This is a genomic window from Gelidibacter maritimus, assembly GCF_014062315.1.
Lineage (GTDB): Bacteria > Bacteroidota > Bacteroidia > Flavobacteriales > Flavobacteriaceae > Gelidibacter > Gelidibacter maritimus.
The window spans coordinates 1-13,174 of record NZ_JACGLT010000026.1 but is presented as its reverse complement, the minus strand read 5'-3'; the positions used below and the strand labels follow the sequence as shown (position 1 = coordinate 13,174).

At 37.9% G+C, this 13,174-nt stretch carries 8 protein-coding genes and 1 pseudogene; 2 read left to right on the top strand and 7 right to left on the bottom strand.

Translation table 11 applies throughout. The annotated features are described in order from the left end of the window. The first annotated feature begins 35 nt into the window (after window positions 1-35). On the top strand, window positions 36-992 hold the full coding sequence (locus tag H3Z82_RS18790) for an ornithine cyclodeaminase family protein (RefSeq protein ID WP_182207028.1): 957 nt from the start codon (window positions 36-38) through the stop codon (window positions 990-992). Window positions 993-1,160: 168 nt separating this feature from the next. On the opposite strand, the gene H3Z82_RS18785 is transcribed toward H3Z82_RS18790, so the two are convergent. Next, window positions 1,161-1,556: a tautomerase family protein gene (locus tag H3Z82_RS18785; RefSeq protein ID WP_182207027.1), complete on the bottom strand. Its 396-nt coding sequence runs from the start codon at window positions 1,554-1,556 to the stop codon at window positions 1,161-1,163. 414 nt (window positions 1,557-1,970) lie between these two features. On the opposite strand from H3Z82_RS18785, the pseudogene H3Z82_RS19880 reads away from it, so the two are divergent. Then, window positions 1,971-2,863: pseudogene (locus H3Z82_RS19880) on the top strand (IS982 family transposase). 33 nt (window positions 2,864-2,896) lie between these two features. Here the strand turns inward: H3Z82_RS19880 and H3Z82_RS18775 are convergent. The 6 genes from H3Z82_RS18775 to H3Z82_RS18750 form a co-directional block, all read right to left on the bottom strand. Beyond that, complete coding sequence (locus H3Z82_RS18775) at window positions 2,897-3,436, bottom strand: type II toxin-antitoxin system HipA family toxin (protein WP_235982498.1); 540 nt, start codon at window positions 3,434-3,436, stop codon at window positions 2,897-2,899. Window positions 3,437-3,588: 152 nt separating this feature from the next. Then, on the bottom strand, window positions 3,589-5,664 hold the full coding sequence (locus tag H3Z82_RS18770) for a glycoside hydrolase domain-containing protein (RefSeq protein ID WP_182207025.1): 2,076 nt from the start codon (window positions 5,662-5,664) through the stop codon (window positions 3,589-3,591). Between the two features lie 4 nt (window positions 5,665-5,668). Next, window positions 5,669-6,931 carry a YdcF family protein gene (locus H3Z82_RS18765; RefSeq protein ID WP_235982497.1) on the bottom strand — a complete coding sequence of 421 codons (1,263 nt, stop codon included), beginning with the start codon at window positions 6,929-6,931 and terminating at the stop codon, window positions 5,669-5,671. Between the two features lie 113 nt (window positions 6,932-7,044). Further along, complete coding sequence (locus H3Z82_RS18760) at window positions 7,045-8,712, bottom strand: RagB/SusD family nutrient uptake outer membrane protein (protein WP_182207024.1); 1,668 nt, start codon at window positions 8,710-8,712, stop codon at window positions 7,045-7,047. Window positions 8,713-8,722: 10 nt separating this feature from the next. Continuing rightward, the gene (locus H3Z82_RS18755) at window positions 8,723-11,911 is read right to left on the bottom strand and encodes a SusC/RagA family TonB-linked outer membrane protein (RefSeq protein WP_182207023.1); all 3,189 of its coding nucleotides are present in this window, start codon (window positions 11,909-11,911) and stop codon (window positions 8,723-8,725) included. A 737-nt stretch (window positions 11,912-12,648) separates the two neighbouring features. Further along, window positions 12,649-13,174 (bottom strand): IS982 family transposase (locus H3Z82_RS18750; RefSeq protein WP_182204508.1); only part of this gene is annotated, 526 nt, incomplete at its 5' end.

Sequence of the window (13,174 nt, the reverse complement as noted above, 5' to 3'; positions counted from 1 at the left end):
AGACGAACAATAATAACCGTATATCCATAACCTTTATGAAAAATATCGTCCAAATTGATGCAGATTTTGTTGAGAATAACACAAATTTCTCAAATTTAATTGCAGACTTAGAAAAAATGTTTGCGAACAAAGAACTCTTGGTGCCCATGCGACATCATCATGATTTTCCTAATCCAGAAGTTGGTATGGAATCCACGCTATTATTGATGCCAGCTTGGAATCCAGGAAAGCAAGCTGGTGTGAAAATAGCGACGGTTAGTCCAGCGAATGGAAAGTTTGATTTACCTGCCATTCAAGCCATTTATATTTATTTAGATGCCTTAAAAGGCTCTATCAAAGCAATCATAGAAGCTAAAAGTTTAACTGTAAAACGTACTGCAGCAGCGTCAGCCTTAGCCTCAAAATATCTAAGTAGAAAAGACTCAAAATCATTATTAGTGATTGGAACTGGAGCCCTATCTCCAAATCTTATTAAGGCCCACGCAAGTGTAAGGCCCATAGAACGAGTTTATGTTTGGGGCAGAAATTATGACAAAGCAAAGGCAATTTGTGCGGACTTAAGTGAGGAGAATTTCGAAATAATGGCGATAAGAAATATTGAAGATAAAATTAGCGAAGTGGATATCATTTCTGCCGCAACTCTTTCATCAACACCACTTGTTTTGGGCAAGTTCTTAAGACCTGGTCAACATGTCGATTTGGTTGGCGCTTATCGTCCGGATATGCGAGAAGCTGATGATGATGCCATAAAAAAATCTGAAGTGTTTGTAGATACTTATGAAGGCGGGCTAAAAGAAAGTGGTGATATCGTCATTCCATTGAACACCGGAGTTTTGGCAGAACAAGATATTAAAGCAGATTTGTTTTTAATGGCTGCTAAAGGCCATTCAGGTAGAAGTAACGATGAACAAATTACTTTGTTCAAATCTGTTGGACATGCTTTAGAAGATTTGGCTGCCGCTACACATTATTATAAGTTATTTAAAAATTAAGAGAATTTTCAACGTGAAATTGGAGAGAATTCCACTAAAAGTCTCGGCCAATATGACTGTATAAAACATCCATTTGGAATGAGACTTTTCGTTTGGTCTAAAAAAGTCGGACTATTTAAAGTCTGATTTTTTGCTTTGGATTTAGTCACATAATTAACATGCATCATATTATACATCAATCTTATACCCGAGTTTGACTTCACTGGCAACTTGCCCTCCTTCTATTCCCCAATTATCCTGCGAAGATTCTCTCAGAAGAATGAGAACATGATCCTTAGGTATACCTAAAGGCTCTAAGTTATCAACAATGCTTTTGTATAAATCTCTTTTGGCTTCTACTGAACGACCACTATAAGCATCTATGCATACATACGTATAGCATTCAGGTTTACTTAAGTTGTTTGGGCACTCAAACCTCTCTGGTGAATAGCTGACCAATCTCAGGACTTTATCCGATGGTAGGATTTTGAACGCAGTTTGTAATGCAAAATGTACGGCATTCATTATTTTTATTCCGTCTTCTTTATTGTAATCTTTCCGAACTTCTATTCTAACGCTAGGCATGTTTTCTAATTTAAAAATCAAAAATTAATATGTCCATTGAAATTAATCATTTATCCTATTCCATTATAGTATTTGATCCAAAGAGGATAATATAGTGTATTCATTAAGTAATATAGTACATACAAAGACTCCGTATTCCATTTGAATTCGTATGATATTAACAAACAGCTTATCAAAATTATGTTATCCTTAAGGATAGTTTTATCGTAGTTTTAGTATCTTGAGAGAGGAAAAACCGTTTTTAAGGTTACAAATAAGCATTATGGTCTAATATTATCTTTGGAGAATAATTGTGTACAATAGGTGTGTCTTTCCCAAATTACATTTGAAACCTGAGTTCGACGTAAGAAAGGCGATTTTTTAGTGTATTAATGTTTAGTAGGTTAAGAGGTGTTTTGTTTATTATTTCTAAAGATGAAAATTACTGAAGTTCTCTGTTCTATCGATGATTTTGCCTTGCTATTTGACTCTGCACTGCAAAAGGCGCGACTTTCCACAGGAAAAATGACAAGAAAACGTAAATTTATAATGTCACCCAGCGAGATAGTTACCATTATCGTTCTGTTCCATTTGAGTGGTATTCGAACCTTCAAGCACTTTTATATCCATTACGTTCAGGACCAAGCTAGGAGAAGAATTCCCGAATACCGTTTCCTACAACCGTTTTGTTGAACTTATACAATCCAATATACTCCCGTTGACCCTATATATGAAGACCTGTTGTCTGGGAGAATGTACAGGAATTTCGTTTGTGGATTCTACATCCATCCGTGCCTGTGGCAACAAGCCGATAGCGCAGAACAAGGTTTTTAAGGACATAGCCACCATAGGAAAATCAACAATGGGCTGGTTCTATGGCTTTAAGCTTCACATCATCATAAACGACAAGGGAGAGCTGCTCGACTTTATCATAACCCACGCCAATGTGGATGACAGGATGCCTTTAAAATAAGAAAACTTTTTGTAGAAGATATACAGCACCCGATATGGTGACAAGGGCTATCTCTCAAAAGAACTTGCGTCCCTGTTATTCGACCGGAGCATGCACCAGGTGACCGGTATCAGGAACAACTTGAAAAACGTAATGATGACCATGAGGATAAGATATTGCTAAGAAAAACCCTCTGTCATAGAACCAATTAATGACCAATTAAGGAATATTGCCCGAGCAGAACAGTCCAGCCACAGGAGTTTTGGAACTTTACTGCAAACTTGGTCGCTAGTCTGATCGCTTATTCTTTTCAAGAAAAAAACCAAGTATTAAGTTTGAAACAGAACGCACAAGACAATTGATTCTTTTTTGTTAAACCCTTAGATCGGACTGAGGTTAAAAACTTTGCTCATAGCTCATATTTTGAAATGACTATTTCATCAGATAATTCTTCCCAATCCACAATAGCAGCTTTAACGTCGTGCACTATGTCGTTCATTTGTTCGTCTGTCAATCGAAAATAATCACCCACGCTTAATACCAAATCATAATCTAGGGCGTTGTTATCCATATCTATATTAAGTGCCAAGTCATCTTCGTCTAAAGATGGATTTACATCATAGGCAGGAGATAATATCCAAGTTTGGCTTGTTAAGATAAATCCATGATTACGAAGGTGGTCGTCTGTGTTTAATATTGAAATATTAAATACTATTCTACGCCATAATTGCTCTAAATTCTCACACGCCATAGCACCATTGATTTGAATAAACTCTGCCAATTCCAGATAGCTCGCTGTATGGTCTCTGATAGGATCTTCATTGTTTCCTGTCATGATCGTGGTCGAGCCGAAGTGAATGCGTTCTCCATTGTCATAACCAAAACGCTTTGTGAAAAATGTATGGAAAGGGATCAAGTCAAAAAGTTGTGGGATTTTACGAATATGCATAGATTGTTGTAATTCTTTATAGGAAGATTTCAGCACTTGGCTAATCATTGAGAGCTAACATCAATGATTTAATTTGCACTTACAAACTTTAAAATTTCCATATCTGGGTTTTTTGTATGCGATGATATTAATAATCACATCTAATATGCATTTTATTTTTCATAACGAGATAGCCATTGATTTTCAATACCCCAATGTTTATTGGGTTCGGTTCCAGTTTCTATAATGAGAAGTCCTCCCTGGGTGAGCTCCTCTTGCGTGAGCCAGTTTCTAGTGAGTGCTTCGCCATTCAACTGCGCCGACTGAATATAAAAATGGTCTTTATTATAGTTTTTAACTTCTATCTTCAAAGATTTTTCATTATCCAAAGCCATCTCAACCGAATTAAAAATAGGAGCAGTCAAGTAATATACAGGACTGCCAATATTTGCTGGAGAAAAGCCAATGCTTCTCATTACAAACCAGGAGGACATAGTACCTGCATCGTCGTCCATGGTGCGTATAAAAGCTTTGGGTTGGTTTTTATAGATTCTCCCGATATAAGGATCGATTCCTTTACTGTTGTCATTAAAGTAATTTTGCACAACCGTATCCAGCATGATATTGCGAAATAATTTTTGAGATTTCCAAGGTTGTTTCGTAGCGTTATAAAGTCCAGGAACTTGTAAATCGGGTTGATTGGCATGATTGTAGTTGTTTTTAGAGAAAAATTGGTCCAACTGTTCTATAAAAGCGTCTTCGCCACCGGCCAGTTCTTTAAGGCCGGCAATATCAAAGGGAACAAACCATCTGTATTGCCAAATCGTACCTTGATACAAACCGCGTGCTTGCATTTGGTCGATATCATTCTTTGATAAATCTGCAAAATCCTTTTCCCAGAATTTTTTATATTCTAGTGCCTTCTCAGTATATTTTGCACTTGGTAAGGTATCGCCATTTATTCTCAACAATTCGGCAATGGCCCAGTTATCATAAGAGGATTCCAAAGCTTTATCGGGAGAACTATAATCCAATCGAACTGCTTCAGCCATTAGGGAATCTTTTATAGTTTCAATATTAATGGGATATCCTTTTTGATGTGCATCCAGAAGCACAACTACTGCGTGCTCTGTTCGCACGGTGGGCGAAGGCTCGTTCATGGTGGCCCAATTTTTTTTACCGTAACGATAGAGATTTCCTATTGATTTGGCAATAGGACCAAATTCATTGGGGTAGGCGAGTGACAGCATAGGTAGTTGTTCTCGGTAATTGTCCCAAATAGCCCAACCGTTATAAACTGGAAAATTTGAAGTTTGCAAAGAACCGTCAATGGCCCGATAAACACAATCTTCTTCTGAAACGAGATAAGGGGCTTGGAGGGCGCGATAGAGTAAAGAATAAAATAGATTTTCACGATCTGCTTCTCCCTGAACCTGAATACGGTTTAATAATTTGTTCCAAGCAACCGTCGTATTTTTTTGAAGTATTTCAATAGAAATAGGCTCGATCCTTTTGATTGCATAATCGGTGTTGACCGATGAAAAACCAACACGCACCTCCATAGGCGCGGTGGTGTCATGACGAACAGCCATTAAGCGGTGCTCATCCATAGGTGTGAGTTGCGCAAGATTACTAATCTTTAGAGCGTAGTAGATGCGATAAATTCCCGCACCACAAGTGGTCTTAGTATCGATGTAGCCATAGATCAGGTTGTCGTTGATGTTGTGAGCTTCCTTGACGAAGCGGTTCGCGAAAGCATAAGACAGATCAATTAGCAACCCACTTTTTTGTTTTGGAAATTTATAGTGCTCAATTCCAAAATTCGTTTTTACACTCATTTTGGCACTTATTCCGTTTTCAAAAGAAACAGAGTAAAAACCAGGGTGAGCATGCTCTTTCTTTTTAATGAGTAGTGTCTGCACATCTTCATCTAAAACAGGTTTTATAAGAATATTACCGCCACTTCCGGTACAGCCCACACCTTCAATGCGAGTGTGTGTAAAACCATCAAATTGTTTAGCATAATGATCATAACCCGTGTGTATATGAGGGTTGGTCTGCGGTCCGATACTCATCATATTGAATGGCGAAGAAGCAGCAGGAGAGAGTTGTCCGTGATCTCCAGATGTACCCAAAAACACATTGACGCGATCAGCAGGGCTTTTGTAATCATTTATAACAAGATTTTCTTCTTCCTTTTGACAAGCGGCGCAGAATAATACCACTATAATCAGAGCTATTTTTTTCATATTTCTAAGGGTCTAATGGATCGAAAGGGTTTTGGTGTAGCGACTCAATTTTAGGTTGAAATTCTAAAATAGTCGAGTTTAAACGTTTTTTTATTACAGCAGGCAAATAACCCAATTCTTCCAGGCAACGTTCTGCAAAACTATTAGCACCTGTATATTGGCTATGCATGCTGTTGGTAACTACGAGTGAAGGGCGATCAATCGGGATGTTGTAGGCAAGCATGAGCCGCGTTGCATTTCTTAAATTTGTAGTTGTGTGCCTTGCATATGGATCTATGATAATGCGCTCCTCAGGAATATGATAACGTTGAATGAGTTCTTTTTTCATTTGAACCGCTTCTGCAAATGGGGTTCGAAACGGATGTGCATGACCTCCCGAAACAATAATAAAAGGGGCTTTTTTTTGTTGAAATTCGAGCGCGCCTAATTGTAAATTGAGTTTTCCCAAAGCCGAAAGGGTATCTCGGTAATTCTCAGGACCGTTGCCTAATATCAGAATTGCGGGATAGTCGTAATCCTTAAAGTTAATCGAATTTATTTCTGTTCTCGGTTTTTGGTTCTCCATAAGTTCCAAAGGCTCATAACGAGCCGCTTCATCCCTGTGATTCATATATAAAAGTGATAAAGAGAAATCAAGGCTTGGTTGAAAAAAGAGTTTGTTTTTGGTAGGTTTTTTATGATGAAGCATGTCACTCCACATCCATAAAGCTCCCCGATAATAGTCGGTAGATACATCGTATGAGATAGAATCCATAGTCCTATATTGTGGGGATTCACCCAAGCCATAAACGCTTAGAATGCGATTCATGCCAGCTGCACATAGCCTCCAGCAGGCCGACAGATATTTTTCATCAGAGAGTTCTTTGAAATTCTCATACTTTCCAGAAGGTCTTAAGTTTTCAGTCACCAAACGTTTAAAAGCCGATGATTTTTTAAGAGAGTTTTCAAGTTCAACACCAATTTTAGCGATGTTGTCTTCTGAAATCGAATACGCTTTTACCAAACAGGCAGAGTTATCCTTGCAGTGCTTAAGACTATTTTCTATTTCCTCGTTTTTCGACTTTAATAGTGACTTAAAGACAGGATTAACCTCTAAAAGTTCAGTGACTTTTGGGTCGTTCTGAATCGCTGTAAATAAGTAAAAGTTTTTGTCTTGAACAATATTATTGGATTGAGATGCTTTAAAATTGGCATCATAATGCATTTTGGTTTGAGCCTGAATATTAAAGAAACAAAATAACATCAGGCTAAAATAAAATTTATTCATACTTGAAATATGTAGAAAAATTGACCAAAAAGTTATTGAAGTTGGTGTGCTGCATATTCTAATGAAATGCTTTTAACCCATTCTCCATTGACTTTTTGGTCTGATTAATTGGATTAGTATCCCGGGCTTTGTGTTACCATACCGCTTGGAGCTCCGTCAATGTAACGTTGTGGGATTGGCCAATATTCATTGGTTCCCGTTTTAAAATTGGCATTGGTTAAATGTGTTCTTCTTGTTTTTTCAACTTCAAGATAATCATTTAGGACTTGACCGGCTTTACCCCAACGTACAAGGTTAAAAAAGCGATGCCCTTCCATAGCCAGTTCTAGACGTGTTTCTAGGTGAACTCTTTCACGTGCCTGAACTTTATCAATCCACGAGTTTTCGTAGGTTGCTATTTTATAATTGGCAGCATCTGCAGTTCCATTCAAGTTTTGCACGGCTGCTGTATTTGCAGCACGCATTCTGATCTGGTTTACAAGGTGTCTTGCTTCTTCAAGCTTATCCAGTTCCACAGCGGCTTCAGCACGCCAAAGAATAACTTCTGCATAGCGAATGATATAATAGTTTAAGGCATTGACGTAGGGCCAAACATTAACGTAAGCCGAGGAGTTTACCGAAACGATGCGCTTTTTTGGACCGAAAGCGCCATAAGTAGCTAAATCACGTGCCCAATTTTCTTCATATAGAATCCCAAGATCTTTGTAGGGAATTCCGGGTCTTCCAACTGTAATATCAAGTCGTGGGTCAACCATGTCAGTTGATGTTAAGTTGGTATTGTTATTAACTATTGGTAAACCGGTTACATCAGTTTTAAATGCGTTCACCAAATTTTGGGACGGACGGTGAAAGCCATATTGTGCATAAAATGGACCTCCTGGTGCCGTCAATCGATCTCCAATGCTTCCATTATAATTACTAGGCTGTCCATCATTTACAGTATGTTGTACAGAAAAAATAATTTCTTTGCTATTTTCATTTTCGGGTAAAAAGACATCCTGAAAATCATCTAACAAGCCATAACTACTTTGCATGACCTCGGAAGTAGCATCATAAACGTTTTGCCATTTTTCTTGAAATAAATAGCATTTCGTTAGATATGCTTTGGCCGCAATTTTTGTAGGTCGTCCAATTTCGGCTTGTGTATCTGGTAGCCCGTCATAAGCGATTTGAAAATTTTGTTCGATTTTAGCCCATAGCTCTTCTGAGGTTAATGCTGTATTGGACTTTGCATAATCTCCAACCGTTTCTGCTGATTCATCAATGTACGGAATATGGTTGTAGATTTTTTTTAACTCAAAATAATAATGACCACGTAAAAAATGAAGTTCTGCCAAGCGCTTTACTTTAAGATCAGCATCAAAATCTTCAGAAGTTTTAAGAAGCCTTAACGCTTCATTGCTGCGCTTAACGCCTTCATAAAGCGCCATCCATTTACGTTCTACGTCGATAATGGTTGAATTTGTGTTGTAGATCTCCATTTGATGAATGTTGTTCTGGTCGCCAGTTCCGCCCCCGCCTTTATAAGCGTCATCAGATACAACATCGCCAAAGCTCCAGTTGGAATCTGGCGAATTATAAGCATTGCTAGCACCATCAAATTGTCCATTAAGTACGCTGTATGCAGAAATAATGGCGCGTTCGACGTTTTCAGGTTTAGTCATTTCAGAGGGCGCTACTTCTCCATAAGTAGTCTCTTCTAAATAATCGTTAGTGCACGACATATTTTGAAGTGCTAAGCCAAGAATACAGATATATTGGGTTATTCTAATTATTTTCATAATATGTTTTTTAAAAAGTTGCATTGATTCCTAATGTGAAAGTACGTGACGGTGGATAAATACCGCGATCGACACCTATATCCAAGTTTCTGTTACTGGAAGAATAATTTTGTAAACCTATTTGTGGATTCATACCGCTATACTTGGTAATTGTAAAAAGATTTGTGGCTTGTCCATAAATTCTAAGTTCCATACCACTAAGGATATCTGAATTAATAGTGTAACCAAGCTGGGCGTTGTTCAGTTTAAAGTAAGAACCATTTTCTACGTAATAAGAAGAAGGCCTGATGTTATTGTTAGGATCATCAAGAGATAGTCGAGCAATTGAAGACCCTGAGTTTTCTGGAGTCCATGCATTTAATAATGCAGAGTCTTTATTATAGGCCGCCTGATTAAAGAAATGCGTTTTATATTTTGTCAAATTATAAATGTCGTTACCAAAACTGCCGTTGAAGAACAAGCCTAAGTCAAAATTCTTATAAGTAAAATTTAAATTTAAACCAATCAGGGCATCGGGGTGCGGAGAACCAATGAATGTGCGGTCCTTATTATCCAATACTCCATCGCCGTTTGAATCTTCAAAGCGTATATCGCCGGGCTGTGCATTAGGCTGTAAGCCATGGTCAGCAACCTCTTGCACATTTTGAAATAAGCCGTTTGCCGTATAGCCATAAAAGGAACCAATAGATTGATCCACGGCACTTCTCGAGACTTCTTGGTCGAAATTGACACTATGCAGGGTGGAACTAGGGATACCTAAATAAGGAACGCTGTTTAACTCGGTGAGCTTGTTTTTATAGGTTGTGAGATTTAAAGCTATATTATAACCAAAATCATTACTATTATCTGCATAAGATAGGTCAAGTTCAAAGCCTTTATTTTTCATCTTACCATCATTGATCCATTGGCCATCATTTGTACCACCATAAGTAAGTGGGATTATGTTGTATACCAGAATATTCTCGGTCATTTTGTTGAAATATTCTGCCGTGAGTTGAAGTTTATCGTTAAAGAAACCAAGATCGAAACCAAATGTACTTTGAGTTGATGTTTCCCATTCCAGATTTCGATTAGGAACCCGTGTTTGTGTAAGACCTGTACTTACCGAGTTTTGCCCGCCATTAATACCATAATCTGAAAATGCATTGTTATTACTGTAGCTGTCTACTGTTGAATAAGAAGGTAACTGTTGATTTCCGGTTTGACCCCAGCTTCCACGAATTAAAAAGGACGAAAAAGTATCACCAAAATCAAAGAATTCTTCTCGGTCTAAACGCCATCCTGCAGAAAACGAAGGAAACGTGCCCCAATTGTTATTTGCCAACCTAGATGTTCCATCCCGTCTTACAGTTGCTGTAATCAGGTATTTATGATCGTAATTGTATTTGGCTTGGCCAAAATAGGAATTGAGTTTCCATTCACTGGCTTCTCCAAAATTTAATTGATTTTGTGTTCCATAAGTCAAGTAACGGAAGTTTGGGTCTTCGTATAGAAAACCTTGGCGTGAAGCGCCAAAACCTTCATCATAGTATTTTATGGCCTCTTGTCCTATTAGAATATCTAGGCTGTTCAGATTAAATTTTTTGGAATAATGAAGGGTGTTTGTCCAGGTAAGTTGATAGTTAAAGCTATTGGTTGTACTTAGGGAATTCACATCGTTTTTGGATAGAATTTCATCGTAAACTGGTGAAAAACCACGATAGTTATTTGCTTGATAATCCAAACCTAATGACGTACGTGCAGTAAAATCATAGCGGGTTAATTCTGCGAAAATATTACCCAAAGCCTGTATGCTTTTTTGCTTATTATCTTTACTGCGATTTAAGCTGCCTAAAGGATTTGCGATATCATTTAATGGATTTCCTGCATAATTACCATGACTATCTTTTAGGGGAACTATAGATGGAAACTGCAAAGCATTGTAAACAATACTTCCCAAAGCACTATTGGTACCCACGGAAACCCGCTCTTTGTAGGAAGCGGTAAAATTTTGACCAATAGTGACGAAATCCCCGATGTTATAGTTGGAATTAAACCGTGCAGAATAACGCTTAAAACCAGTGTGTTTAATAATTCCTTCTTGATTAAAATAGCCTAAAGAAAAGGAATGCTGTGCCTTTTCATCCCCTTTAGATAAAGACAGATTGTAAGATTGAACTTCGGCAACCTGCATAATTTCATCAATCCAAGACACATCTCCCGAAGGTATGGTTTGCTCACTATTAAGCCATTTTGGAATTGTAGAGGTGTTGGGATCATTGCCATAAATATCGCTTGCTGGTGTTTGACCATCATTTTTTGAAGCTTGCCATAATAAATTTCCATATTGTTGAGCGTTCAGCATTTTAGGCAAATTAAATGAAGATTGCACCCCGTTGTAAACGTCTAAATTAACCTTATACGATCCGTTTTTGCTGCCATTTTTAGTAGTAATAACGACTACGCCATTAGCGGCTCGCGAACCATAAATGGAAGAGGAGGCGGCATCTTTAAGAACTTGAATAGTTTCGATATCATTGGGGTTGATTCCATTCAAACCATTAGAAACGGGAACACCGTCAACCACAACTAATGGATCATTATTATTGATAGTACCATACCCTCTAACGCGAATGGAGGTGCCACCACCTGGACTATTGTCACTAAGTATCTGCACGCCTGGAAGTCGTCCTTCAAGCATTTCGGTAACGTTTGAAGTGGGGATTGAAGTTATTTCTGATGGTTTTATAGAAGCAATGGAAGCGGTTATATTTCTTCTCGATTCTTGGCCATACCCAGTAATAACCACTTCATTTAGTGTGTTGTCGTCTGGCTCCATTTGAATCTGAAGGACACTTAAAGATTCAATAATATGCTCTTGTGTTTTAAAGCCTACATAGGAGACTCTAATCGTAGCAGGTAATTCAGTTATGGAAAGACTGAAATTTCCATCAAAATCTGTAGAAGTCCCATTTGTGGTTTTGGCCAGGGTAATTGATGCTCCAGGAAGAGGCATTCCCGTATCATCCAGAACAACGCCCTTTAGTGTTTGCTGAATTATTTTTTTTAAACTGGTTTTTTTAGAGAAAGAATCTATTGAATGTGGTATAGAGTCAGTTGCAGAGTGAACTAGAGGGGTGTTAAAAAGGAGAGGGAAAAAGATAAAGAAAAAAAACGAATTCTTTAAATGTGTTAAAAATTTACGTAAATTGTATGTCATGATAATTTAACTATGGATTTATACTGTAGTTTTTTTAAAGAACCCGTTTCTGTTACAGCAGAAACGGGCTTTAAATTTAGAGGACTAACTCAAAAAGTTTTTTATTCTTATAGTTTCAGATTTAGGTTAATTTAAATTTCCTACAAATTTACTGATTAATGACTTCCTTCAGGTTACCTGAATATTATCTAAATATTAAGTGTGGGAACGTTTTAATTGATTTTTAAAGCTCTTATTAAGCTGCAAAGTTTTTCTTATTTCCAAGTGAGCAAAGTATAGGGCTCTTGGACTTTTCATGAAAAAATCTGAGCTTCTGATCTGCGATTCAATCTATAGATAGAGGACTGTTATTAAGGAGGACTGACGGTAAAAAATAATAAATGAGCTTCGTACGGTTCCATATAAAGCGAATTTATCTATATAGTAGGTTTTAGGTGTAAGTCAGTTCCCCCGCTCATACCAATTCGTGGTAAGAATAATAATCATCCTTAGCCTACGGATTAAGCCGTTGATTTGGACCATGCTTTTTATGCTTCTGCATATAAATTTCTCTTTTAAGATACTCCTGATTTCGCTAAAATGATGGGTGCTTTGTTTCTCAAATTAAGACCGATATGCACGAATTAGATGACTCGGTCTTTGTGGTCGCTTACTTTGAACTTAATGAAAAGTTAGTACATTCTCAGTATTTCAATTGGAGGCTTTGTTGTTCAATGTTATTATTAACCTGAGTTCGATTAAAAAAGCACGAGTTGATCTGTTTTTACGGTATGATATTTAATACTTGGCTTTTTTGGCAAGAAACTATAGGCTATCAGTCCTGTGATGATATTTACCAAAAAGTTTCCGAAGCTTCTGTGCCTCGAGTGCTCTATTTGACAGATGTTCTTTAGTTCGTCGTTGACCGTTTCAATGACCGATCGTTTTCTCAGCAATATTTTGTCCGACATTGTCATCAGCGAGTTCTTCATGTTGTTCCTGATGGATGTGATCAGCTGTACGCCATCGATGAACAGCATTTCCATCAAGCTCTTTCCAATGTAGCCCTTGTCGGCGAATAGCTTTCCATAGATCTTGTCCAGAAAACGTTCATTTTTGAGCGGCTCCCTGTCGTCCACGTTCGCCTGGGTTATGGTAAAGTTCAGTATTTCACCCCTGTCGTTTATGATGATGTGCAGCTTGAAGCCGTGGAACCAGCCCATGGTGGAACGCCCCGTAGTGGCGATGCCCTTGAAGACCCTATGGTTGGGGATGCGCTTGTTC

Excerpts from the sequence above, each read along its gene's own strand:
- H3Z82_RS18770 (WP_182207025.1), bottom strand. The coding sequence starts at position 5,664 with ATGAAAAAAATAGCTCTGATTATAGTGGTATTATTCTGCGCCGCTTGT.
- H3Z82_RS18765 (WP_235982497.1), bottom strand. The coding sequence starts at position 6,931 with ATGAATAAATTTTATTTTAGCCTGATGTTATTTTGTTTCTTTAATATT.
- H3Z82_RS18785 (WP_182207027.1), bottom strand. The coding sequence starts at position 1,556 with ATGCCTAGCGTTAGAATAGAAGTTCGGAAAGATTACAATAAAGAAGAC.
- H3Z82_RS18755 (WP_182207023.1), bottom strand. The coding sequence starts at position 11,911 with ATGACATACAATTTACGTAAATTTTTAACACATTTAAAGAATTCGTTT.
- H3Z82_RS18760 (WP_182207024.1), bottom strand. The coding sequence starts at position 8,712 with ATGAAAATAATTAGAATAACCCAATATATCTGTATTCTTGGCTTAGCA.
- H3Z82_RS18790 (WP_182207028.1), top strand. The coding sequence starts at position 36 with ATGAAAAATATCGTCCAAATTGATGCAGATTTTGTTGAGAATAACACA.
- H3Z82_RS18775 (WP_235982498.1), bottom strand. The coding sequence starts at position 3,436 with ATGCATATTCGTAAAATCCCACAACTTTTTGACTTGATCCCTTTCCAT.